The sequence below is a fragment of the Ruegeria spongiae genome (assembly GCF_023502395.1).
In the GTDB taxonomy this organism is placed as follows: Bacteria; Pseudomonadota; Alphaproteobacteria; order Rhodobacterales; family Rhodobacteraceae; genus Ruegeria_C; species Ruegeria_C spongiae.
This window is the reverse complement of record NZ_JAMFMB010000028.1, coordinates 25,860-50,196: the sequence shown is the minus strand read 5'-3', so window position 1 is coordinate 50,196 and position 24,337 is coordinate 25,860. Positions and strand designations below refer to the sequence as shown.

Below are 24,337 nucleotides of genomic sequence, written 5' to 3'. Positions count from 1 at the left end.
GGCGTCGCGTACAATGCAATCACCAACGGCGATAACATCACAACAATTGCAACGCGGACTAATTCGTACGCTTTTCCAAATGAATCCATTTGTGCTCTACCCACACCATAACGCACGGCATCCGAAGTTGTGGCTAAAGACGTTAATCGGAATTGGGCGTCTGTTGATTGACCAACTTCGGTGGATGAATACGCACACTGGCACGTTATAGTTCGTCAAGCTCTAACGCTTCCAGTTCTTCTAGCGAAACATCATTATTCTCAAGGAATTCTTGTAGCTTTTCAAGTGACCCTGATTCTACAGGTCGAGGTTCCTGTGGGACGTATCCAGGCACATCAGACCAGTCACTGCCACCGACAAGAACAGCTTTGTACATGACCCACGCCTTGACCTTGGGAACTCCTGATTCAATCATTCCTTCCAAAAACAACCGATGAACATAATCGGACGTCGATATGCGCTCGCAAGCGAGGTAGTCATGGATGACGGTAGCGTTTCGAAATTTGCCCGACCAAGGTCCACCGATGATACTCCAGGCCGCTTGCGGGATAGATCCACCATTGACCACGTATCCGGCAGGGACAGTCCAGACCTTACCATCTTTGCCCTTGTACCAGTAAGGAGCCAGTAACTTAAAATCGGTGTGACCGGGATCTGCGCAACCGTGATTTACATGTGTTGATGCAACATCCTCAAGCAGTAGGCGCTGTGCATATTCTGCTTGAGAAGGGCTAGCAAGTGATAGTAGAAATATAATGTAGGAAAACCGCATTATTTTTGAGTTCCTCATGAAGTTCATTGAATTAGTCCAGCGAACGACGCTTGTAATATCCATCTATGCTACCTTGCTAGCCAACTTCGCACAAGCTGAGCCAACAGGATTTGAAACACTCTCTGTGGACGTTGGAGCTGACGGCACACCTAAAGCCTGCGGCTTCGTAAAAGTAGTTGATCAAGTTTATATTTCCGAAAAAGCCACACCTGAAATTCAAGCTATTGTAGATCGTGTGAAGGGACCCTTCCCGCCAAATTTGGTCGCAACAAGAACAGTTCATGTGTTCCAAGGGGACGTACAGGTCGCCGCAGCGTTTATTCACAACAACGACGCATTCTTGGTATACAATCCGGTGCAGATACAGGACCTGATTAACAAGCGAGGAGAAGCCGCAGTTTGGGCGGTTTTCGCTCATGAATTGTCGCATATATATTTCGATGATTGGGAAAATACTTCCCCCCGAAAGGATCGTGAACGTATTGCAGACCGAAATGCTGGGCGCTTCATCCAATTTCTCGGAGTTGGTCGCACATCCGCAACATCAGCGATAGAAGAGTTTGCAGATGAGAAAGAGACTCCAGAGTATGAAAGTAAAGACAAACGTAAACTGGATGTTCTGCTCGGGTGGGACGAGTATTGCCGAATACGGCAGTGTGACAATCAATCAGAACTGACAGAAGAACAACGACGGCAAGCGCGGAACAATATTGTTATCAACCCGTATGATGTTTACCCCTCCACAAAGAATGGAGAATTTGCGAGACCGATGCAAAAAATGGGGCAAGCCTTGCGATTACTGACCCAACAATATACGTCACAGGCCAATCTGCCCAGTATCGATAATGATTTAAGAAATGTGGGATTTGTCACCGCCCCACTGGGTTCTTCTGTCGACCGTGCCAATCCACAAACCGTATTCGACAAGGGAGCTGAATTGGAAGCCCTTGGGATTGTTTTGGGGTCAGCGCATTTTGAGGATGGCAAAGATACGGTATCTTTGCAGTCATCGTTCTTTGTCCAGGGTAACGCAGATCACCTATCGCACGAACAAGTTGTTTCTTCCGAGTTTCCCAAGAGGGACATCCCACCTTTCGTGATTGCGAACAAGCATCTTGAGCAGAGCTGGCCGAAGCTTGTGGTGATTTCTCGCATCGCTCAGTTGCTGGCAGAAAATGAAACCAATCCGGACGTCATAAAAAAAGATGTTGCGCTACGCCTAGCGACGCAACTTAAGACAAATTTGACCGTTGACGATCCATTCATACCGCTCGTCCAACGCTACATCGAAGAAGCGCGGAGGTGAATGGAATTTAGAATGACGTACAAGGCTCTTCTATCCTCTCTCCTCTTCGCGTTGAGTTCGCCTGTGGCATCGCAGAACCTTACGGAGGTCGCAATGCGTTGCCTGCAAGAATTTGGTGTGGATGCCTGTGTTCAGCCGGTTCGGCCGGATCGCGGGTTTAAGACTTTGGTATTGGAATACATTGATACAGAGGCTACCACTATCGGCCACACTCTTGGCAGATTTACGTATCGTGAAATTCGTGAATTCACGACAGATGTAAAAGACTCGGTAGTAATCATTGCGCACAATCAAACCAACAATGAGGTATCAAAAAGCGGGAATCCAATCCTCACGCCGGATTTTCAACAGTTTTTCGCTGAAGCTTTGACTTCTGAGATGTTGAGGCAGGAGGGCCACCATGCAGCTGCTGAAATAGGCAGAGCCATGACGGCAGAGGTCGTTTCCTGGGGAACAGCGATTGATCTAAATGAAACAGTCTACGTTCAGCCATCTTTGACTCTCGTAGACACAAACAGCGCATGGAAGATAATCAAATATTCCGGCCAATCGGCTCGATTTGAGTATTTCCTACGTCCGATGCGCATCAACTTCGGTGCGACCGAGGTACCCAAGTCCTCACTTTTTGAGCGAGAGTTTCTTATTCGTTGCAACCGGAGCAATCAATGCCCGGATGGGATACCAGCCTACGACAAGCCTTCGCGTAGAGCCGAGCCATCTTTTTTCCTTCAGCGAGGAGATAGTGTTGTAGCAAACGGAGCAGTTAACCAGTTCATTCGCTTCTCTCGTGATGGTCAGGAAGCGTACCTGAACATTTACCATCTAGAGCTAAACCCTCCCACCGTGTTCGTAGATGAAAATCGCTTCGTTTTGCGTGAACGGCCTAGCGACAATGCTCCGACAGTCTACACAGGAGAACTTTCGGGTGAATATTCGGTCATTTCTGTTGCAAAGGATCAGAAGCATATCGATGATGAACATATTCGCCACAATTGGTACCAAATAGATACTTCTTCCACGAGCGGTTGGTTTCAAAGTGGGCGTAATTTCTACGGCGCGGCTCAGCCTAAGAATCTAGTTAATGCAAGCCTGTATCGTCTTTTCTCAAAGGAAGCGCGAATGGCCGAGGATCTATTGGAGCGATATTTGGCTTTAGTGGATGCAACCGCGCCAGCATCGACCTTGTCACAGATCCGTCAACTTTATGCTTTTACTAATCTTGCGGTCGCAAGCAATGAAGGGCGCGAATTTGATAGCGCGGGAGAGAGAGCGCTGGTCAATCTCGAGGCAGCCTCAAAGATGACGCCCTTTAGTCCAGAGCCTTTGATTTTGAAGGCATTGGTTCTGCTTGCCAATGGTAATAACGAAGACGGTTTGCGCGCGCTAGAACAAGCGAAAGACTTGGGTTATGGCACATCTATCCCGATATATGCCGATGGCAGGCAAATCTGCTTTTACGAACCACTCATCTTAGAAAATAGTACTATCACTGGCTGTGTTGGGTTAGGCGAACTGGTCAAAGCTACCAAGCAGTAAGGTCAGCTGGGTATACCCCCCAAAATTTGGCTTGGGTATCAGTGGGCAACCGAAGGGCGACTTTCAATTTTGCGCGTCTCGTATTTCCAAGAAACTTCCTTGGCCAGCTTGACCACACAAATTGACGTCCATCTGAAAAATTTAGTCAGCGCCTTCGCAGGCTTCAGTCGCAACGAAACAAGTTCCCAAATCCGTAAGCAGCCATTGGCGCAGGTGCAGCGAATTGGTGCTTTGTCCGCAAAGCGACACTACCGCTAAAATGAACTCGGATTGTTCCGCGCGTAGGAATGAATGGTGCGGATGCTCCATTCCACCGAATCCTTCATCGCGTTCCCCAGCGCTGTGTCGAAGGCGGTGACCAGGGTCAGCGCGTCGTCATCAGCCGAGATCGCCACCTCTTCAAACGACCGCGAGGCGAGGATCGTGTCTTCGACCGCATCGACCAGCTTGATGTTGAGCCGCACCACCACGCGCAGCCTGTCATCGCCCTGCGCATCCGAGACCTGAAAGGCCTGGAACTCGCGCAGGTCGGTGATGACATTGAAATCCGAGCGCAACCCCACCGCCGAACGGCCCACGGCGGCGACCTTGCCGGTATTTTCGTAGCTTTCGATCATCAGCGCCTGGATGATCAGCGGCGCCCGGTCGACCCAGCGCGATCGGGGCAGGTATTGCACCTCGAACACGTTGGGCTGCACGGCGATGCGGTCGGTATTGACCGCCGCCGTGGCTGTGGGTTCCTCGACCACGATCTGCTGGCTCAGCCGCGGCAGGTTCTTGTTGAAGGTGCTCTTGGGCGTCAGCGCATAGAGGTTGCTGGGCTTGGTGGCCTGGCTCAGACCGCTGAGACCGGCGCAGCCGCTCAGCGCGGTTGCAAGCACAATGATAAGGGCAAATCCGGGCCGTGTCATCGACGATACTCCGAGCCTTGGGTTCCAAAAAAGAAGCGGGCGGGGTCGCTTTCGAGCTTGTCGCTCAGCCGTTCGAGATTAACCACCAGGCGGCGCGCTTCTTCGATGAAACGCTGGAACTGGGGCAGGCCGACCCGCAGAAAGGCCGAGACCTGCACGCGGTTCTCCTGAATGATGCCATCGACGGTGCCGATCAGCTCCGAGGCAGATTTCGACGCGCTCAGCAATTCCTGCGAGATCTGGTCGACATTTTGCGTTACCGTCTGCACGGTGGTGCTGATCTCGCCCACCGCCTTGCGGACATCGCTGACCACCGCATCGACATCCTCGTCGATCACCTTGTTGACCTTGGTAAACGTCTGATCGGCGGTATCGAGCGTGGTTTTGGCCGCATCCATCGCGCCAGAGATGTCAGAGAGCGTCTTGTTGGCGTTTTCGATGGTCACCGTGGCCGCCGATAGCGCGGTACTGCCTTCGCTGGACAATACGTCGATCCGGTCGGCCACGCGCGAGATGTCGAGGCCGACGGTTTCGATCGCGGTATTGGCGTTCTTCACCACACCGCGTACATCCTCGACCAGCGCGGGCAGCTCGTTCTGGACGGTGCTGTTGATGGTGGCGATGGTGTCACGCGCCTCACTCACCAGCGCCTTGCCGTCTTCCTTGATGATGGTGTTGATATTGTTCGACGTATCCGTGATCGAGGTCAGCGTGCCCTGCGCGGTCTTCAGCGTCGTGTCGGCGGTATCGGACAGCTCGCCCAGCTTGCCCGAGAACCTGGAGACCTCGCTCGCCGTCTTGCGGATGTCCCCCGACAGCCCCTCGACATCCGAGAGCACATCGTTGAGCCGCCCCGAGGCGCTTTCCAGATTGGCCAGCGTCTTGGTGACCGCCTCGCGGTTCTTCTGATCGACCATCTTGTCGAGGTCTTCCAGCAGGGTGACGGCCTTGGTCATCAGTTCGGGGGCGCCCTTGAAGATGCTCTGTAGCGCGCTGCGCTTGCTTTTGATCACCCCGTCCTGCTGCATCGGTTTTGCCGTGGTCGAGCCGCCACTCAGGTCGATATAGCTGACGCCGGTGACACCTTGGGATTCCAGAGTGGCGGTGGTGTCGGTCTTGACCGGCGTATCGGCATCGACCTGGATCTTGACCCGCACTTTCGAGGGATCATCCTTGTCCAGGTTGAGCGCGGTGACCTGTCCCACGGGCAGCCCGTTATAACGCACATCGCCAGCGGTGCTCAGCCCCGAGACATCGTCGAAGAGGATGTCATAATAGGCATATTGCTTGTCCACATTCACCTTGGCCAGCCACAGCACGAACAGGAACGCGCCCAGAATGCCGGCCAGCGTGAAGGCCCCGATCAGCAGATAGTTCGCTTTGGTTTCCATCTGACGCCTAACTTTCCAAGCTTGCGGTGTCGGTTTTGGTCTCTGTTTTAGTCTGCGCCGCACGGGCGCGGGGACCGGTGAAATATTCCTGTATCCAAGGGTGATCGACCTCGGGCATCATCTCAATCGGACCTTCGGCATAGACGCGCTTTTCCGCAAGCACCGCCACCCGGTCGCAGATCGCATAGAGGCTGTCGAGATCATGGGTGACCATGAAGACGGTCAGCCCAAGCGCGTGCTGCAGCTCGCCGATCAGCTCGTCATAAGCTGCCGCGCCAATCGGGTCGAGCCCGGCGGTGGGCTCGTCCAGAAACACGATTTCCGGGTCCAGCGCCAGGGCACGGGCCAGGGCGGCGCGTTTGCGCATGCCGCCCGAAAGCTCGGACGGCATCTTGCCACAGGCCAGCGGCTGCAGGCCCACAAGGCTGATCTTGAGCTGCCCCAGCGCGCTCATCAGGTTTTCGCTGAGCTTGAGATGCTCGCGCATCGGCGCTTCGACATTCTGCAGCACCGAGAGCGAGGAAAACAGCGCCCCGTCCTGAAACGCCACGCCCCAGCGCCGCTCGACGCTCTGGCGGTCTTCCTCGCTGCCGTTGACCACATCGACGCCCAGTACCTTGATACTGCCCGCAGCAGGGGAGTTGAGGCCCACAATGGTGCGCAGCAGAACCGATTTGCCGGTGCCCGAGCCGCCGACGATGCCCAGCACCTCGCCGCGCCAGACATCGAGGTTCAGATCGTCATGAACCACCTGGGGGCCGAACTGATTGCGCAGGCCCCGGACCTCAATCACTGCTTCGCGGGGGGGCGTGCTCTGCATCGTCACACCCCCAACTCGGAAAAGAAGATCGAGAACATCGCGTCGATGGCGATCACCATGAAGATCGACTGCACCACCGAGGCGGTTGTGTGTTGCCCCACGCTTTCGGCCGATCCGCGCACCTGCATGGCCTGCCAGCAGGCCACAACGCCGATCATCAGGGCAAAGAAGGGCGCCTTGATCATGCCGATCAGCAGGTTCCAGACATCGGTGGTTTCCTTGAGCCTTGTGATGAACATGCCCGGCGTCACGCCCAGGTCGATCCAGCTCATCAGCGCGCCGCCGAACAGCCCGGCGATATTGGCGATGAAGCCCAGGATCGGCATCATGATGATCAGCGCCAGCACCCGTGGCACCACCAGCGCCTCGATCGGGCTCAACCCGATGGTGCGCATGGCGTCGATTTCCTCCTGCACTTTCATTGAGCCCACCGAGGCGGTGAAGGCCGAGCCGGATCGACCCGCGACGATGATGGCGGTCAGCAGGATGCCCAACTCGCGCAGGACCGAGATGGCGATCAGTTCGACCACAAACACTTCGGCCCCGAACTGTTTCAGCTGTGCGGCCCCCTGAAAGGCCAGCACCACGCCGATCAGGAAGCCCATGAGCGCCACGATCGGCACCGCCTTCAGGCCCGCGCTTTCCATCTGGCTGAACAGCGCCGCCCGGCGCAGGCGCCAGGGCTGCAGCAGCGTCAGAACCAGCGCGGCAAGGGTTTCGCCAAAAAACGCCAGCGCCGACAGAAAGCTCTGCCAGCCCGATACGGTCATCTTTCCCAAGGAGATCAGCACGGCAGACAGGCCACGCGGGCCGTCCTCTTCCTCCAGAGGGTCAGGCAGGTGATGGGTCACTGTCTCCAGCAGGGCGGCATGGGCCGGGGCGGCACTGGTGATGCGCACTGCGGCCCCGCCTGTTTCCAGCCTCCGCTTCATCTCGGCAATCAGCCAGGCACCGCCGGTATCAATACTGTCCAGCCCCGCAAGGTCCAGCTGCACGTCGGATAATCCGGTGGGAACCTTGTCAAACTCCGCCTGCACGCCGCCCACATATCGGGTAAGCAGCTCACCCAATATCCGGATCGTTGCGCTGTTCGACGACTGCTCGATCGTCAATGACGGTTCTGCCATGGCCAAGTCATAGCGGCGGACATCGCCCGCGCAAAGAGGCAGTCGCGCAATGCGGGAAAAATCGTGTTCTTTGCGCCCCTTGGATCGGGCCTCGCGGAGAAGCCGGTTGCACGCGGTTTCGAACTTGTTTAGCAGGGGCGTCTTTTTCGAACGGAGGACCCCATGCAGAGCGATATTCTGGCCATAGATTTCGGCACCTCCAACTCTGCCGCCGCCATCGTGTCAGAGCGGGGCGTTGTGCGGATTCCGGTGGAACAGGGGGGTGAAACCCTGCCCACGGCGGTGTTTTTTCCTGCCGACGAGGGACCGATGCAGATTGGCGCGCGGGCGGGTGAGGCGCTGATCGCGGGCGAGGAGGGGCGTTACATGCGCGCGCTGAAAAGCGTGCTGGGTCTGCCTTTGTTGCAGGAAAGGCGTCTGATCGGCGGGCGGCGGCGCACGCTGTCGGGGATCATCACCGCGTTCCTGTCCGAGATGCGCCAGCGTTCCGAGGCGGCGACGGGATTGACGTTCCGCCGGGCGCTGTCGGGGCGTCCGGTGCAGTTTCATTCCGACGACCCGGCACTGGATGCGCAGGCCGAGGATGACCTGCGCGCCTGTTACCTGGCAGCGGGGTTCGACGCGGTGACATTTCTTGCCGAACCCGAGGCGGCGGCCATCGCAAGCCATGGGATGGGAGATACCGGTGAGATCGGGCTTGTTGTTGATATCGGCGGCGGCACCTCGGATTTCTCGGTCTTTCGCAGCACGGGCGCGAGGCCCGAGATCCTTGCCAGCCATGGCATCAGGCTGGGCGGCACCGATTTCGATCATGCAGTGTCGATGGGTCATGCCATGCCGCAGCTTGGACTGGGTGGACAGTTGCGGCGGCAGATGGGACCGGGTCTGCTGCCGGTGCCGCGTGCGCCTTATGTCGATCTGGCCACCTGGGCGAAAATCCCGTTCCTCTATACCGGCGAAACCCGCCGCGCGGTGGCCGGGATGGCCCGGCTGGCCGTGGATCCGGTTCGGATCGGGCGCTTTGCCACCGTGCTGGAGATGGAGCTTGGCCACGAACTGGCCTTTGCGGTCGAGCAGGGCAAGATCGCGGCCAATTCCGATGCTGGTCGGATCGAGATGGGGTTCATCGAACCGGGGTTGGCGGCAACGCTCACGCGGGACGCGCTGGACGCGGCGCTGGCAGAGAACCGGGCGCTGCTGCGCCAGGCCATGTCCGAGACGCTGGCACGCGCGGAGGTCACCCCCGAGCGGATCGGGCGGGTCATCCTTGTGGGCGGATCGAGTCTGATGCGGTTTGTGGCCGACGAGATCACGGCGCTGTGCCCGGTGGCAGAGCTGCTTTATTCTGACGCGTTCACGGCGGTGGTCGATGGTCTTGCGCTGGCCGCATATCGGGATGCCGGACCGTTTCCATGACGGCGAATGAATTGGTCTGGTGAATACCCGGCAGCCGGTTGATCCGGTCGCCCAGAACATCGCGGAAATGCGCGATGTCGCGGGTGCGCACGGTCAGCAGATAATCAAAGGACCCCGCGACCATCAGGCAGGTCTCGATTTCGGGAATGTCGCGAACCGCGCGGTTGAAATCCTCAAGCGAGGTGTCGGCGGTCGCCGCGAGCGAGACCTGCACCACCGTCAGGTGGCCCAACCCCAGACGTTCCTTGTCCAGCAGGGCCCGGTAGCCGCTGATATAGCCGCTGCGTTCCAGCCGTTTGACACGCTCGGAACAGGGCGTATTGGTCAGGTTGACGCGCGCGGCAAGCTCGACAATCGACAGGCGGCCATTCGCCGCCAGCTCGGCCAGAATGCGTTGATCGATGCGATCCAATTCCCTGCCCATCAGGTTTTTTCCCTTTGAAATGCGCTCTTGAGAAGAATTTTTACCGTAAATTCCCCAAGAATAAACCCATTTCCTAGTGATTATTACTGATACTGCATGCAGGCTGGTCTTAACGTGACACCTTGTCGCAACAGCCTTTTTGGGGCCTGATGGTCCGACCAAAGAAAAGAAAAGACAAAACGGAGGACAGAAATGACCGTCAAGATAGTCATTGGACTGGACGGGACGGAAACCGGAGGGCGCGCAATTGAATTTGCCAAGGATCTGGCCGCGCGGCTGGATGCGTGCGAATTGCTTTGCGCCTATGTGATCGAATGGTCACCCTTCACGTTCCAGACACCCGAGGAAAACGCGACGCGGCACAAGCGGCGTGAAGAAGAAATCGAAACCGCAACCAGCCGCGTGGTGGACCCTGCGGTCAGCGCTCTGAAAGAGGCCGGTTTCACTGCCAGCGGCATCGTGCGCCATGGCGACGTTGCCGAGACGCTCAACACCATCGCGGTGAATAACGGGGGCGCGCAGATCATCGTGGGCCGCGCCTCGGAGCACGGCTTTACCAAGCGCATTTTCGGCAGCTCGACCCAGAATCTGGTCATGCATGCCGACGTGCCGGTCACGGTCATCGGATAAGGAGAGCGCCATGAAATATCTGTCCAAATTCGGGTTGGCCGGCGTGATGCTGCCGCTGCTGACCACTGCCGCCGCCGCGCAAGAGGCGATGGGGCTGGATGAGAAGATCAACCAGAAATTTGCCGAACTGACGGGACCTTTCGTCAGCTTCATCTTTGCGCCGATTCCGGGGACAAGTTTTCCCTGGATCGTGATGTGGCTGGTTGTGGCCGCCTCTGTTTTCACCATCTACTTTGCGCTGGTGCAGGCACGGTTTTTCGGCCACGCCATCAGCTTGGTCAAAGGCGATTATTCCGATCCCAATGACGCGGGCGAGGTCAGCCACTTTCAGGCCCTTGCCACGGCGCTGTCGGGGACCGTGGGTCTTGGCAACATCGCCGGTGTGGCGGTGGCCGTTGGCATCGGCGGTCCGGGGGCGACCTTCTGGATGATCCTTGCCGGCCTGTTGGGCATGGCGTCGAAATTCACCGAATGTACGCTGGGTGTGAAGTATCGGAACGAGTATGAAGACGGCACCGTGTCGGGTGGTCCGATGTACTATATGTCCAAGGGCTTCAAGGAACTGGGCCTGCCGGGTGGCGGGTTTCTGGCGATCCTGTTCTCGATCTTCTGTATCCTTGGAGCGCTGGGCGGGGGCAACATGTTCCAGGCCAATCAGGCGCATCAGCAGATCGCGGGCATTACCGGAGACTATCCCGGCTGGATCACAGGGCTGGTTTTCGCGATCATCGTGTTCCTTGTGATCGTGGGCGGGTTGAAATCCATCGCACGGGTGACCGAAAAAGTCGTGCCGTTCATGGGTGTTCTCTATGTGCTGACCGCTCTGGTCATTCTCATCATGAATGCGGATATGATCGGTTGGGCGTTCGGTCAGATTTTTGCCGGTGCCTTCACCGGTCTGGGTGTTGCAGGTGGCATGGTCGGAGCGTTGATCCAGGGCTTCAAGCGGGCGGCCTTCTCGAATGAGGCGGGCGTTGGCTCGGCGGCGATTGCCCACTCGGCGGTGCGAACCAAGGAACCGATCACCGAAGGGTTCGTCTCGCTGCTGGAGCCGTTCATTGATACGGTCGTGATCTGTACGATGACGGCGCTGGTGATCATCATCACCCAACAGCTGATCATCGATCCGGAAACCGGCAACTACATGCTGAACGAGGCGGGTACTGCGATCGCAACCGTGGATGGCAACTCGGGCGTCAGCCTGACCTCTGCCGCCTTTGGCAGCGCCTTCAGCTTCTTCCCGTATATCCTTGCGGTTGCGGTGATCCTGTTTGCCTTCTCGACCATGATCAGCTGGTCCTATTACGGACTCAAGGCCTGGACCTATCTGTTCGGTGAAGGCCACGCCAAGGAGCTGGCGTTCAAGGTCATCTTCTGCATCTTCGTGGTCATCGGTGCGGCGGCGAATCTGGGTCCGGTCATCGACTTCTCGGATGCGGCAATCTTTGCGATGGCGGTTGTGAACGTCTTTGCGCTCTACTTCCTGATGAAGAAAGTGCGCGAAGAGCTTGCCTCCTACTCGGCCCGCCTCAAGAGCGGCGAGATTCGCAAGTTCGAGCACTAAAGACATCGGACCGGGGCGCTGAATGCGCCCCGGTCCCCCCTGATCTTCCCACATATCTCAGTGAAAATCCCGGCTGGGAAACAGCCGCTTGGCCTGTTCGCGCGGATGCATGGCGCGGGGTGGCTGGCGTTGCGGGCGTGGAGCGTCATCGGCTTGCGGCTGGGTGATGCCGATGGCCTCGTCCATCGGGTGGCCCAGTTCGGTCAGTTTATGGGACAGATCCTCGATCTGTTGCGCGATCAGATGCACCACGATACCCTCGCGTTGCAGATAGCCGGTCACCCGCAGCAACCGCCCGCCCATCACCACGCGCCGGAAGCGTTCATAGACCTTGGGCCAGACCACCACATTGCTGACCCCGGTTTCATCCTCCAGCGTCAGAAAGATCACGCCTGAGGCAGTACCCGGACGCTGTCGGGTGATGACCAGACCACAGACTTGCGTGCGGCTCAGCGGCGCGGCGGGCAGTTGGTCATGCGGGGTCAGACCGGGCAGCGAGGGGCGCAGCAGCTCCATCGGGTGGGCGCGCAGGGTCAGCCGGAGCGAGACGTAATCCTCCACCACCTCCTCGCCCAGATGCATGGGGGGCAGGTCGACCTGCGGCTCGTTTATGCTTTCACCATCAATGGGATCGTTGAACAGCGGCAGCGGTTGCTGGCCACGGATCGCCTTGACCTGCCAGAGCGCGTCGCGGCGGGTCAGGCCCATGTCGCAGAAGGCATCCGCCTCGGCCAGCCGCTCCAGCACCGCCGGTCTGATCCCGGCGCGCAGCCACAGTGCCTCGGGGTCGCGGTAGCCATTGCCGCGCGCGGCCACGATCCAGCCCGCATCCTCTTCCTTGAAGCCCTTGATCTGGCGGAACCCCAGCCGCAGCGCCAAGGCCCCGTCGGCGCGGCGTTCCAACCGGTTGTCCCAGGTCGAGGCGTTGACGCAGACCGGGCGGGTTTCGACGCTGTGTTCGCGGGCATCGCGCACGATCTGGGCGGGGGCGTAAAAGCCCATGGGCTGCGAATTGAGCAGCGCGCAGGCAAACACCGCCGGGTGGTGGCATTTCAGCCAGGCCGAGACATAGACCAGCATGGCAAAGGCGGCGGCATGGCTTTCGGGAAAGCCATATTCGCCGAACCCTTCGATCTGGGAAAAGCAGCGTTCGGCAAAGGGCAGCTCATAACCGCGTTCCAGCATGCCGCCGATGAACCGGTCGCGGAAACTGCCGATCGTGCCCATCTTGCGGAAGGTGGCGAGCGAGCGGCGCAGGCGGTCGGCCTCTTCGGGGGTGAAACCGGCGGCGACCACCGCGATCTGCATCGCCTGTTCTTGAAACAGCGGCACGCCCAGCGTCTTGCCCAGCACCTCCTGCAGTTCGAGCGAGGGGAAGGCGATCGGCTCGCGCCCTTGTCGGCGGTTGATATAGGGGTGCACCATGCCGCCCTGAATGGGGCCGGGGCGCACGATGGCGACCTCGATCACCAGATCATAAAACTTGCGCGGCAACATCCGGGGCAGAAAGTTCATCTGCGCCCGGCTTTCCACCTGAAACACCCCCACCGCATCCGCCTTGCAGAGCATGTCATAGACCGCGCTGTCCTCTTGCGGGACCGTGGCGATGCTGAGGTTTTCACGTTCGTGCAGGTGCAGCAGGTCAAAGGCCTTGCGGATACAGCTGAGCATGCCCAGCCCCAGCACATCGACCTTGAGGATCCCCAGCGCGTCGATATCGTCCTTGTCCCATTCGATGACAGTGCGGTCCTCCATCGCGGCGTTCTCGATGGGGCAAAGCTCATCAAGCCGCCCCTTGGTGATGACAAAGCCACCCACATGCTGGCTGAGGTGGCGGGGGAAGCCGATGATTTCGCCAATCAGGCGGATGGTCTGAGCCAGCCGCCGGTCGTTCAGATCCAGGCCCAACTCCTTGATCCGCTCGGGATCGGCCCCGCCATTGGACATGCCCCAGATCTGGCCCGAGAGGCTGGCGGTGATGTCTTGGGACAGGCCCATCACCTTGCCCACCTCGCGGATCGCGGCGCGCGAGCGGAAATGGATCACCGTGGCGCAGAGCCCGGCGCGGTGGCGGCCATAGGTCTTGTAGATGTGCTGGATCACTTCTTCGCGGCGTTCATGTTCGAAATCCACGTCGATATCGGGCGGCTCGCCCCGGTATTTCGACACGAAGCGTTCGAACACCATGGTGATCTGGTCGGGCCCCACATCGGTGATCCCCAGCGCATAACACAGGATCGAATTGGCCGCCGAGCCGCGCCCCTGACACAGGATACCGATCGAGCGTGCATGGCACACGATGCCATGCACGGTCAGGAAATAGGCAGCAAAGCCCAGATCGCCGACCAGGCGCAGCTCTTTTGCGGCCATCTCCAGATAGCGTTGCGGCACGCCATCGGGGCAGCGGCGGCGCAGCCCCTCGCGGGTCAGCCGTTCCAGCCGGTCCTGCGGGGCTTCGCCACCCGAGATCTCGTCGGGGTATTCATAGCTGAGCTCGCTCAGGTCAAAGCTGCAGCGCGCGGCGATTTCACCGGTGCGGCGCAGGGCGGCGGGGTGGTGGCGGAACAGCCGCGCCATGTCAGCGGCGCCCTTCAGGCGGCGTTCCGCATTGGGCAGGGCGCGGGTGCCGATCCTGTCGATGGTGATATGCGCGCGCATGCAGGTCAGCACATCGGCCAGTTGTCGGCGGCTGGCCCGGTGCATCAGCACATCGCCCACCGCCACCATCGGGGTCGCGCAACGCTGCGCCAGCGCCGCGCAGGCGGTGAAATGCGCCTGATCCGAGCCGTCATAGCGCGGCGCGGCCCCCAGAAAGACATGGCCCGGGAAGCGGCGCTGCACCTGCCGGATCGCTTGGGTGCTGGCGGTGAGCGGACCTTGCGGCAGGGCGATCAGGATCAGGCCGTGCCCGGCCTCCAGCAGGTCGCGCAGGTCGAGATGGCAGTCGCCCTTTTCGGCACGCCGTTTGCCCAGCGTCAGCAGCCGGGCCAGCCGCTGATAGGCGGCGCGGTCGCGGGGCAGGGCGAGCCAATGGGCGGGGCTGTCGCGCAGCACCAGACGGCAGCCCACGATCAGCTTGGGCAGATGCACGGTTTCGGGCCGTGGAATGTCGCTCGGGGTGCCGATTTCCTGCCGCGAGCAGCTATCGGTGCGGTGTTGCGAGGGAATGCGGATCGTCTCTTCAACGCCACGCTTCAGCTCTTTCAGCGCCCGGAAGGCCCGTACCACACCGGCCAGCGAGTTGCGGTCGGTGAGAGCGATGGCGCTCAGCCCCAGCTCGGCGGCGCGGGTGACCAGTTCCTCGGGGTGCGAGGCCCCGGTGAGGAAAGTGAAATTGGTCGTCACGCACAGCTCGGCATAAGGCGGAGTGAGGTCGGTGTCGGGGGGGCTCATGCGAACTCTCCCTGCACGAACCAGCCGGGGGATTGCGGCGTGTGGAACAGCCACAGCCTGCGGCCCTGCCGGGTTTCCACATGCCAGTAGTCGCGCAGGCCCGAGCGCCAGTTCTCATCGCTCAGCCACCATTCCGGGGCGATGCGTTCCGGCCCGGTGGCGCGCCCGGTGGTCAGCGACATGCGCCGCCAGCGGAACTGGCGCGGCGGTTGCGCCCCGGTGCCCGCGATGGGTTCGGGCGCAAACAGGATCAGCGGGCGCGGGCGCGGCGTACCCCAGCCCGGTTCGGGGCGCGAATGGGCGGCGGGGGCGATCAGGAAGCTGCGCTCGGGGATGTGGCTGTCGGCGGGCAGGAAACGCTGCACATTCTCCAACCCGATCCTTGTGCCGATCCGGGTGATGAGGTCATCCAGCTTATCCTGCCGCCCGGTCGCGACATGGCTGAGCTGTTGCACCGGCAGCGGTTCGACCTGCGTGGCCTCAAGCCGCAGCTGGTCGATGCCAAAGCCCGCATCCACCGCGTCCACGCCGCGCTGGAACAGCGGCAGGATGCGGTGTGGATCGCGCAGGGGGCGGGCCAGCCGCAGCTCGACCTGCTGGCTGTCCTGATCGACCCGGCGCAGGGTCAGGGTCAGTACCCGCGCGCCGGTCTCCTGCGCCTTCAGCTTGGCGCAGAGCTGGTCCAGCAGGCGCGACGTGCCTGCCATCACATCCGATGTCAGGCCGATGGGTTCGGGCAGGGTCATGCGGGTGCCGTAATGGGGCGGTTCGGCCAGCGGAGAGAGCTCTTCGGGCTGGGTGCCCAGCGCCTGATCCAGCCGCAGCATCAGGGAAGCCCCGAACCGGCGTGCCAGCGACGCGCGTGGCGCGCGGGACAGGTCAGAGATGGTGCGCAGACCCAGCCGCTGCAGGGCGAGCGAGGTCGCGTCCTCGATTCGCAGCGCGGCCACGGGGAGGTTCCCGATGGCCTCCAGCATCTGGCCCGGCGCGGCCACGCCACCGCCATGACGGGCCAGTGCCCAGGCGGCCCCGCGGGTGTCCCCCATGCCGACCCGAACCGTGATCCCCGCCCGTGCGAAACGCTGGTGGATATCTTTGATCAGGGCCGCCTCGCCGCCCAGCAGATGGGTCGCGCCAGTGACATCCAGCACCAGCCCGTCGCGCCCCTCCAGCCCGACCCAGGGGCAATATCGCGTGGCCCAGCGGCGCAAGGTGACGAGGAACCGTTCATCGGCTTGCGGATGGGCCGGTTGGCTGATCAGGGAGGGCGCAAAGGCGCGGGCATCGGAATAGGACATGCCCCGGTTCAGGCCCTGATCCTCGGCCGCCTGGTTCAGGCAATAAAGCCGGTTGGCGTTGCTTTCAATCAGCGTCAGGGCAAAGGGCCCCTCAGCCGGGCGCGCCCGTAGAACCCGGTCGCTGGCCAACCGGGGGAACCACAGCGATACGACGCGCCGAGTGATCCCATCGAACATCCCAGACCCCCAATGTTCCTGATTTGTTCTTAATAAGCTCCCACCGCTGGTGAGTCGAGTCCTGCGGATCGAATACCGGCGCGCAGGACCAGCGCGTCTCGACCGCGTTGCTGCCCATGCCCTCGGGGATCAGCGCCAGCGCGGTGGCCTTGCCGTCGCGCGCGGCCAGTTGCAGCCGCCGTCCGGCGGTCAGGTCGAGCGGCTTGCTCAACTCGGTCACCACCAGCGACACCGCGCCCGCGCGCAGCGCCTCTTCGGTCACTGCCAGAGCGTCGGTCTGGTCCTTGGCCGAGGCGATCAGAAGATGGGCCGGGTCGAGGATCGGGTGAAACCCGGAGGGCGTAAGCTGCGTTCCCTGCCAGGCCTCGCGCACCCAGATCACCGGCCCGTCCAGCCGCGCGGCCAGCACGAGGGCAAAAAACACCGCCCCCGCGCCGCAGACCTCATGGGTGCGGTGCTTTTTGGGCGGATAATACGGGATCGGAGTGTCAGTCATCAGCGCTGAGTATAGGCGATCAGGGCAGAGATGCGAGAGCGTCTCTGCCACAGGATGCCACGTTCACGTCGGGTCAGTGGGTCACTTTCGGCGCCACTGGCTCAAGCGTCCTTTCGGGATTGGTCGCCTGCGCCCAGTCTTCCGCTTTCCAGCCTTTGTCCCACATGAACATGAAGGGGCGTTCGGACAGGATGCAATAGGGGTTGTCGTCCAGCGTCAATCCTTTCAGGCGGGCATCCTGCCCGGCCTTCACGATATCCAGCAGGTCATGCGTCCGCTTCTGCACGGCGTCCGCAACTTTGTTATTCCACAGCATCCATTGGTCCTTTCACGGGTTGGGTCATCTTCACGGGAGGCTGGGGTCACCGGGTCGCGAACCCTCGCCCAGCCTTGTTCCGTGAAGAACAATCCGCAGGTAAGCAGCAGAAAAGGCCCATCAATAGCGTGGCCGGAATGCGGTATCCATTGGCCGGAATCCGAACAGGGCGACCGCAACAGAACGCATCCCGGCAGAGTTTCAGGACCGATGCAGAGGGCGCCACAGGCCCCCGATCTCGTGCCGGGCCACATGTGTTGTCATGAGCAGGGCAATCATCAATCCGGTGGCAACAGCGGTTGCGGTTCCGAACCAGACCCCGATTTCGTCAAAGCCCCAGACGCCGACAAACAGCCACACAAAAAACGCCACGCCAAATGCCTGCCGATACAGGCTGATCCAGACGGTCCAGATCGGCCTTTTCAACGCCTGCAGCAAAGAGTTGATCGAGAACAGCATCATATAAACCGGCAGGATCACGCTATCGACACGCAGATAGCTGAGGCCGACGCGGATGACCTCTGGGTCGTCGGTGAACAGCCCCAACAGAGACCGGCCGAAGATCCAAAGAGCCGGTCCGGCGATGGCAGTCATGACAAACCCCACTTTCCAGCACTGAAAAACCGCCATGCGAACGCGGTCGAAATTCTGCGCGCCGAAATTCTGAGAGGCGATCGGCAGCAGCGCACCGGTGACGCCCAGAACCGGCAGCAACAGGATCTGTTCCAGCCGGATGGCGACCCCAAAGCCTGCGATGGCGTGCTCACCAAAGGTTTTCAGGGCAAATTGCAGCACAAACCCCGATAGCAGCATCACCATGAACGACACGGCGGTGGGCAGGGCCTGCACCGAAATTTCGGCGAATCTTGGCAGGCGCGGGACAAGATTTGCCAGCCTGAGTCGGCGCATGCGCCGCCGCCTGAGAACCTGCCGGATCATGAACACCATCACCCCGGTCTGGCTCAGCACGGTCGAGACCGCCAGACCGTCAAAGCCGATGCCCGGGATCAGGCCGGGTATGCCGTAGATCAGCAGCGGATTGAGCCCGATATTGGCAAAGAACGCGACCATGAGCGCGCGCTGCATCGACACGGCGTCGCCATGCGCCTGCAATATGCCATTGCACCCGAAGGCCAGCAGAAACCCCGGAAGCGCCAGCAGCAGCCAGTGAAAATACCGCAGCCCCGCCTCGCGATAGTCACCGGGTTCCGAGACCATCCGGATCAAAGCCGGGCCATACCAGAGCCCGGCCAGAGCCAGCAGGGCCGCCGCGACCAGCCCATAGCTCAGCCCCTGTGCCGCCAGCCGACGGGCCGTGCGGTTCTCACCCGCGCCCAGGGCATTGCCGACCAGCGCGCTCATGGCCGCACCAAGGCCGACGCCAACCGAGATGGCCACGAAGAAGGCCTGAAACCCCAGCGCCAGCCCGGCCTGGGCGCTGGTTGACAAAAGCCCGGCAAAGAACATGTCCACGACGTTGTAGAGTGTGTTGAACAGCATCCCGATCGCGGCGGGTATGGCCAAAGCGCGAAAATGCCCCGAGATCGGCCCGCGCGTCAGGTCAAGCTCAATGGGACCGGCCATGTCAGCCACCCGTCACGGGCGTTCGGCCTGAACGGTGAGGAAGACAAACTCGGGCGTCAGCACCTCGACGAAACCGTGGTTCAACTCGGCGTCGACGCTGATGCTGTCCCCGGCCACCAGCGTGAAGCGGGCCTCGCCGTAGCGGTAGATCGCCTCGCCCTCCAGCGCCTGCACGAAGACGACGCCGTGACCGACATAGGTGGGGGGCTGTCCACCTTCGCGCAACAGCGTCACCCGGCGGGCCTGAAACCGCAGGTCGGTGCGGGAATGCAGCGCCAGATTGACATATTTGTGGCTGTGATCGCCAGCGATCCGGGTCGATTTCAACCCTTCACCATGGCGCACCAGCGTGTAATCGGTGTGATCGGTGCGGGCTTCGCGGAACAGCGAGACGATGGGAACCTGAAGCGCCTCGGCCAGCGCGGCCAGCGTGTCGATCGACGGCGAGACCAGCCCGTTTTCGATGCGGCTGACCATGGCCGCCGATATGCCCGACTGTTCGGCCAGGCGGCGGGCCGATTGCTTGCGGCTCTGGCGCAACTCCTTCAGCGAGGCGCCGATGGCGCGGTCGATCTGTCTTCCCGGTGCGTCACCCTGCATGATCCGTCCTGTCACTCGCTGGCGTAATATCCCACGACATCGCCCTCGGTGGTCACGCCCAGCCCGTTCAGCAACCGGTTGGCGTAATTGAAATATCCCACGATCTGATTGATTTCGAGAATCTCTCCATCCTGCCAGCCCGATGCCTTCAGCGCGGCCGCATCCGCCTCGGCCATGGTGCCCGGCGACAGGGTCAGTTTCTCGGCATAGCGCAGCGCGGCAAGCTCTGCCCCGTCAAAGGCATCCTGCGGGCTGCGGGCCTTCAGTGCCGCCTCGATCCGGTCGGCGCGGGTGTCGTCTCCGATCAGGTGGCGGGCGTTTGACCAGTGATTGGCATAGGAATAGGGGCAGGTGTTCAGCGTGGACACGTAGGAACTGATCACCTCCTGAAACCACATCGGTACGGTATTGGCGGGGTCGTGCAGGCAGGCGCGATACAGGATGACATGCCCGTTCATCGTGTTGGGCCGCAGCGAGTGCACCCGCATCACGTTGTCCACCGTCCCGTGCGGCGTGCGCGCCAGATCCAAAGCGGCGCTTAACTGGTCGTCGGCATCTTCGTCGGATATCATCCTGATCCAGGCAGACATTCACGGCTCCTCTCTTGATCGGCGGTTCAACTCTGGGGCAGCCTGAGGCGAGACCCTGAGTTTTTTATTGACGAGTATTGCATATTAAGCAACCATATTGAACAGAGTGCAACAAGTTTGGGGATTCTGAGGCCTTGCCTGATTGCTCCACCCAGTCGCATCGCCAGCCCGGTGCCCGCTGTGCGAACGGTTCCTGTCTGGACGGGGGCCAGTGCGCCGCGCCGTGCAAAACCCGCAGCGGTCCAGACATTGAAGGCATGGCATGACCCAGGCTGATCCGATGATCGAAGTGACCAACCTGGACAAGTTCTATGGTACGTTTCAGGCGCTGAAGAATATCGATCTGACCGTTCATCAGGGCGAGAAGGTTGTGATCTGCGGCCCTTCGGGCTCGGGTAAATCCACGTTGATCCGCTGTTTCAACGGGTTGGAATGGCACAATTCCGGGCGTCTGGTGATCGACGGGATCGAGGTCTATGAGGGCGCCAGTGACATCCGTGAACTGCGTCAGGAAGTGGGCATGGTGTTCCAGCAGTTCAATCTGTTTCCGCATCTGACCGTGCTGGAAAACCTGATGATCGGCCCGATGAAAGTGCGCAAGGTCCCCAAGGCGCAGGCCGAAGAAACCGCGCGCAACTATCTGGACCGGGTGCATATCCCGGAACAGGCCGACAAATACCCCGCCCAGCTGTCCGGCGGACAGCAGCAACGCGTGGCCATCGCGCGGTCGCTGTGCATGGAAACTCGGATCATGCTATTCGACGAGCCGACATCCGCACTTGATCCCGAGATGATCAACGAGGTGCTGGACGTGATGGTCGAACTGGCCGAGACCGGCATGACCATGGTTGTCGTCACTCACGAGATGGGATTTGCCCGCAAGGTCGCCGATACGATGGTCTTCATGGAGGCGGGCCAGATCGTCGAGATCTCGCCGCCCGAGCAGTTCTTCACCAACCCCTCCAGCGAACGCTGCCGACTGTTCCTGGATCAGATTCTGGCCCATTGAGGTGAGTGATCTGGGCATAACACGGCCACGCGGTCAGGCGTTGCCTAAACCTCCGTTTTACAAGCGGTTCTTCGGATCGGTTCCGGTCTCGGTCGTCATCTACGCGATCATCGTGGGGCTCATCGCCTATGGCGCCTATACCGGGGCGCAGGGCATGGGATATAACTGGCAATGGTACCGGGTGCCGCAATTCCTGTACCGTAACACCGAGGTTGGCTTCGAATGGGGAGAAATCCCGATCGGGCTGGTTGCCACGGTCAAATTGTCGGTCACCGCCTTTCTGCTGGCCACGGCGATCGGCCTGTTGGTGGCGTTGCTGCGGCTGTCCGGTCTGGTGATCGGGTCAGCGGTTGCGGTGGGGTTTCTGGAACTGATCCGCAACATCCCGCTGCTGGTTCTGCTGTATCTATTCTATTACGTGCTGGGGCCGATCTTTGGCTTTGATCGCTATACGGCCAGCATCCTGACCCTTGCCGTGTTCCATTCGGCACTGATCTCGGAAATCCTGCGCGCCGGGATCAACGCCATCCCCGCAGGCCAGTGGGAGGCCGCCAAATCGATCGGGATGAGCCCCTATCAGACCTATCGCTATATCATCCTGCCGCAATCGGTCCGGTTCATGCTGCCGCCGATGACCGGCGAGGTCGTGCACCTGATCAAATCCTCGGCGATTGTCAGCGTGATCGCGGTGGCCGAACTGACCACCTTCGGGCGCAACATCATTTCCGATACCTACATGAGTTTCGAAATCTGGTTCACTATCGCGCTGGTCTATCTGGTGGTAACCCTGATCCTGTCGATAGGCGTATCGCATCTGGAGAAGAAATATGCCGTCGACCAATAAATCTGAAAAAATTACCGGACAACAAGGAGAACCAAGATGAAGCTTTCTCGCAGAATGCTCGGGGTTGCACTGGGCGCGGTCGTGGCGACTGGCATGGCGACCTCGGCCTGGGCGCAGAGAGCGACCCAGGAACTATCCAGCGAAAGTGTGATCGAAACCATCAAGCAGGACGGCGTGATCCGGATCGGTCTGACCCTGTTCGTGCCGTGGTCGATGCGCGACAAGAACGGCGATCTGATCGGGTTCGAACTGGATGTCGGGCGCAAACTGGCCGAGGACATGGAGGTCGAGGTCGAATTCGTGCCAACCGCCTGGGACGGCATCATCCCGGCGCTGGTGTCGAGCAATTTCGACGTGATCATCTCGGGCATGTCGGTGACAGCGCAGCGCAACCTGACCATCAATTTCACCGATCCCTACGCCTATTCCGGGCTGGCGATCCTAGTGAATAAAGAACTGACAGACGGGATGTCGCGCGACGACCTGAACTCGCCGGACGTAACCTTCACAGCGCGACGTGGGGCAACCCCGGCAAGTGTGATCGCCAAGGCATTCCCGGATGCCAATCTGTTGCTTTTTGATGAGGACGGCGCGTCAACACAGGAAGTGCTGAACGGCAACGCCCACGCAACCATGGCGTCGCAACCGACCCCGAACCGTGAGGCTGGCCGCAACCCCGAGACACTGATGGTGATGGAAGGTGAACTCTTTGATCCACGCGGCGAGGCTTTCGGGCTGCGCAAGGGGGATGCGGACGCCATGAACTTCTTCAATAACTGGATCGCACAGAATTGGCGGTCTGGCTGGCTGAAAGAGCGCCACAATTATTGGTTCGCCACCGAAGAGTGGGCCGATCAGGTTGCGCAGTAACTGAAACGACCCGGGGGCGGCTGCATTGCCCCCGGAACCCGAAACGGAGCCTGCCCGGTGCAATCCTTCCTGAAAAAACTCAGATGGCCCGACTATGTGATCGTGGCGGTTCTGGTCGTGTTTTTCGGGTATATCTGGCTCTCGATCGAAGGCGCGCTCAACTACAAATGGCGATGGGAGCTGATCCCCGGCTATATCGTCGGCTGGCATTCTGGCCGCGAGGAGTATTTCGCCAACCTGCTGTTGCAGGGATTGGCCGCCACGGTCCGCATCAGTATCTATTCCGGCATTCTGGCCTTGATTCTGGGCACAATTCTGGGGGTCGCGCGCTGCTCGGCCAACCTGACCGTCCGGATGCTGGCGCGCACCTATCTTGAGTTTCTGCGCAACGTGCCGCCGGTTGTTGTTGTCTTCATCTTCTTTTTCTTCCTGTCGCAACAACTGATCGACGCGCTGAATCTGGAGCGCTGGGCACGCGGGATCGCGCGGCAGGAGGACAACCAGATCTGGACCTTCTTCTTTGGCGAGATGCGGCGGTTCCCCTCGCTGGTGTCCGGCGTGATCGTTCTGGCTCTGTTCGAAAGCGCCTTTGTGGGCGAGATTGTCCGGGCCGGTATCCAATCGATCCCCAAAGGCCAGCACGAGGCGGCGCGTTCGATCGGCATGAGCCGCCTGCAGGAGCTACGCTATGTGGTGCTGCCACAGGCGATGAAGAAAGTGGTGCCGCCGCTGGCCAACCAGTTCATCTCGCTGATCAAGGACAGCTCGATCCTGTCGCTGATCTCGGTACAGGAACTGACCTACAAGACGGTCGAGCTTGTGGCCTCCTCCCGGATGATTTTCGAAGCGTGGATCACCACGGCAGCGTTTTATTTCATCGTCTGTTTTGGCCTCAGCCGCATCTTCGCGCGGCTTGAGAAGAAGTCGGAAAAGCGCTAGCCATCATATCCTGACCTGCACCATGCCGTTTTCCACCCGCGTCTCGAAGACCCGCATCACGCGCGTCGCAGGGGCCGAGACCGGCGTGCCGTCGCGCACATCGAACGCCCCCTGATGCAGCGGACATTCGATCACATGCCCGTCGAAATAGCCGTCGCACAGATCCGCGCCGCCATGGTTGCACAGCGCCAGCGAGGCATAGATCCCGCTGGGCGTATCATAAAGCGCTATCAGTCGCGGCCCGATTTCGACCCGCGTGACCCAGTTTTTCTCAAGCCGGGTGGCCTTGATCACGTCCCGCCAGGGTTTTTCCGTCGCCATGGC

At 60.3% G+C, this 24,337-nt stretch carries 23 protein-coding genes; 9 read left to right on the top strand and 14 right to left on the bottom strand.

Annotated elements, in window-relative coordinates; translation table 11 throughout:
• Window positions 1–205: 205 nt before the first annotated feature.
• Window positions 206–772: a DUF1353 domain-containing protein gene (locus M3P21_RS18155; protein ID WP_249712263.1), complete on the bottom strand. Its 567-nt coding sequence runs from the start codon at window positions 770–772 to the stop codon at window positions 206–208.
• A 16-nt stretch (window positions 773–788) separates the two neighbouring features.
• Here M3P21_RS18155 and M3P21_RS18150 point away from each other — a divergent pair, with 16 nt between their 5' ends.
• Together M3P21_RS18150 and M3P21_RS18145 are read left to right on the top strand one after the other, a co-directional pair.
• Complete coding sequence (locus tag M3P21_RS18150; RefSeq protein ID WP_249712261.1) at window positions 789–2,078, top strand: hypothetical protein; 1,290 nt, start codon at window positions 789–791, stop codon at window positions 2,076–2,078.
• Between the two features lie 12 nt (window positions 2,079–2,090).
• The gene (locus tag M3P21_RS18145; protein WP_249712259.1) at window positions 2,091–3,614 is read left to right on the top strand and encodes a tetratricopeptide repeat protein; all 1,524 of its coding nucleotides are present in this window, start codon (window positions 2,091–2,093) and stop codon (window positions 3,612–3,614) included.
• A gap of 254 nt (window positions 3,615–3,868) precedes the next feature.
• Here M3P21_RS18145 and M3P21_RS18140 read toward each other — a convergent pair whose 3' ends face one another.
• The 4 genes from M3P21_RS18140 to M3P21_RS18125 are packed head-to-tail and all read right to left on the bottom strand — an operon-like array spanning window position 3,869 to window position 7,863.
• Window positions 3,869–4,525: an ABC-type transport auxiliary lipoprotein family protein gene (locus M3P21_RS18140; protein WP_249712257.1), complete on the bottom strand. Its 657-nt coding sequence runs from the start codon at window positions 4,523–4,525 to the stop codon at window positions 3,869–3,871.
• Window positions 4,522–5,916 carry an MlaD family protein gene (locus M3P21_RS18135; RefSeq protein ID WP_249712255.1) on the bottom strand — a complete coding sequence of 465 codons (1,395 nt, stop codon included), beginning with the start codon at window positions 5,914–5,916 and terminating at the stop codon, window positions 4,522–4,524. Before M3P21_RS18135 ends, M3P21_RS18140 begins: the two co-directional genes overlap by 4 nt.
• 7 nt (window positions 5,917–5,923) lie before the next feature.
• Complete coding sequence (locus tag M3P21_RS18130) at window positions 5,924–6,736, bottom strand: ABC transporter ATP-binding protein (protein WP_249712253.1); 813 nt, start codon at window positions 6,734–6,736, stop codon at window positions 5,924–5,926.
• 2 nt (window positions 6,737–6,738) lie between these two features.
• A complete protein-coding gene (locus M3P21_RS18125; protein WP_249712251.1) occupies window positions 6,739–7,863 on the bottom strand; it encodes an ABC transporter permease in 1,125 nt (374 codons plus the stop codon).
• 162 nt (window positions 7,864–8,025) lie between these two features.
• Between M3P21_RS18125 and M3P21_RS18120 the strand changes: the two genes are divergently transcribed.
• Window positions 8,026–9,279: an Hsp70 family protein gene (locus M3P21_RS18120; RefSeq protein ID WP_249712249.1), complete on the top strand. Its 1,254-nt coding sequence runs from the start codon at window positions 8,026–8,028 to the stop codon at window positions 9,277–9,279.
• Here M3P21_RS18120 and M3P21_RS18115 read toward each other — a convergent pair.
• Window positions 9,218–9,703 (bottom strand): Lrp/AsnC ligand binding domain-containing protein, encoded by a 486-nt coding sequence (locus M3P21_RS18115; RefSeq protein ID WP_249712247.1) that lies wholly within the window; start codon window positions 9,701–9,703, stop codon window positions 9,218–9,220. The genes M3P21_RS18120 and M3P21_RS18115 overlap by 62 nt on opposite strands.
• 192 nt (window positions 9,704–9,895) lie before the next feature.
• Between M3P21_RS18115 and M3P21_RS18110 the strand changes: the two genes are divergently transcribed.
• Together M3P21_RS18110 and M3P21_RS18105 are read left to right on the top strand one after the other, a co-directional pair.
• Complete coding sequence (locus M3P21_RS18110; RefSeq protein ID WP_249712244.1) at window positions 9,896–10,333, top strand: universal stress protein; 438 nt, start codon at window positions 9,896–9,898, stop codon at window positions 10,331–10,333.
• Window positions 10,334–10,343: 10 nt separating this feature from the next.
• Window positions 10,344–11,897, top strand: a complete 1,554-nt coding sequence (locus M3P21_RS18105) for an alanine/glycine:cation symporter family protein (protein ID WP_373320074.1) — start codon at window positions 10,344–10,346, stop codon at window positions 11,895–11,897.
• Between the two features lie 57 nt (window positions 11,898–11,954).
• Here M3P21_RS18105 and M3P21_RS18100 read toward each other — a convergent pair whose 3' ends face one another.
• The 7 genes from M3P21_RS18100 to M3P21_RS18070 form a co-directional block, all read right to left on the bottom strand.
• Window positions 11,955–15,290: an error-prone DNA polymerase gene (locus tag M3P21_RS18100; protein WP_249712242.1), complete on the bottom strand. Its 3,336-nt coding sequence runs from the start codon at window positions 15,288–15,290 to the stop codon at window positions 11,955–11,957.
• Entirely contained in the window at window positions 15,287–16,765 is a 1,479-nt protein-coding gene (locus M3P21_RS18095; protein WP_249712240.1) for a Y-family DNA polymerase, read from the bottom strand. The genes M3P21_RS18100 and M3P21_RS18095 overlap by 4 nt, the downstream gene beginning before the upstream one ends.
• Window positions 16,680–17,261, bottom strand: coding sequence for an ImuA family protein (locus M3P21_RS18090; RefSeq protein WP_249712238.1), 582 nt, complete (start codon window positions 17,259–17,261; stop codon window positions 16,680–16,682). The genes M3P21_RS18095 and M3P21_RS18090 overlap by 86 nt, the downstream gene beginning before the upstream one ends.
• Window positions 17,262–17,334: 73 nt before the next feature.
• A complete protein-coding gene (locus M3P21_RS18085) occupies window positions 17,335–17,577 on the bottom strand; it encodes a hypothetical protein (RefSeq protein ID WP_249712236.1) in 243 nt (80 codons plus the stop codon).
• A gap of 201 nt (window positions 17,578–17,778) precedes the next feature.
• Complete coding sequence (locus tag M3P21_RS18080) at window positions 17,779–19,161, bottom strand: MATE family efflux transporter (RefSeq protein WP_249712234.1); 1,383 nt, start codon at window positions 19,159–19,161, stop codon at window positions 17,779–17,781.
• A 12-nt stretch (window positions 19,162–19,173) separates the two neighbouring features.
• Window positions 19,174–19,761, bottom strand: a complete 588-nt coding sequence (locus tag M3P21_RS18075; RefSeq protein WP_249712232.1) for a helix-turn-helix domain-containing protein — start codon at window positions 19,759–19,761, stop codon at window positions 19,174–19,176.
• Between the two features lie 11 nt (window positions 19,762–19,772).
• Entirely contained in the window at window positions 19,773–20,351 is a 579-nt protein-coding gene (locus M3P21_RS18070) for a carboxymuconolactone decarboxylase family protein (protein WP_249712231.1), read from the bottom strand.
• Between the two features lie 262 nt (window positions 20,352–20,613).
• Between M3P21_RS18070 and M3P21_RS18065 the strand changes: the two genes are divergently transcribed.
• Genes M3P21_RS18065 through M3P21_RS18050 form a run of 4 tightly spaced genes read left to right on the top strand, consistent with a single transcriptional unit; the run spans window position 20,614 to window position 24,013 of the window.
• Window positions 20,614–21,360: an amino acid ABC transporter ATP-binding protein gene (locus M3P21_RS18065; RefSeq protein WP_283781041.1), complete on the top strand. Its 747-nt coding sequence runs from the start codon at window positions 20,614–20,616 to the stop codon at window positions 21,358–21,360.
• A 1-nt stretch (window position 21,361) separates the two neighbouring features.
• The gene (locus M3P21_RS18060) at window positions 21,362–22,204 is read left to right on the top strand and encodes an amino acid ABC transporter permease (protein WP_249712228.1); all 843 of its coding nucleotides are present in this window, start codon (window positions 21,362–21,364) and stop codon (window positions 22,202–22,204) included.
• Window positions 22,205–22,240: 36 nt separating this feature from the next.
• Entirely contained in the window at window positions 22,241–23,074 is an 834-nt protein-coding gene (locus M3P21_RS18055; protein WP_249712226.1) for a transporter substrate-binding domain-containing protein, read from the top strand.
• A gap of 57 nt (window positions 23,075–23,131) precedes the next feature.
• A complete protein-coding gene (locus M3P21_RS18050) occupies window positions 23,132–24,013 on the top strand; it encodes an amino acid ABC transporter permease (RefSeq protein WP_249712224.1) in 882 nt (293 codons plus the stop codon).
• Window positions 24,014–24,016: 3 nt separating this feature from the next.
• Here the strand turns inward: M3P21_RS18050 and M3P21_RS18045 are convergent, their stop codons facing one another.
• Window positions 24,017–24,334, bottom strand: coding sequence for a non-heme iron oxygenase ferredoxin subunit (locus M3P21_RS18045; protein WP_249712222.1), 318 nt, complete (start codon window positions 24,332–24,334; stop codon window positions 24,017–24,019).
• Between the last annotated feature and the right edge of the window lie 3 nt (window positions 24,335–24,337).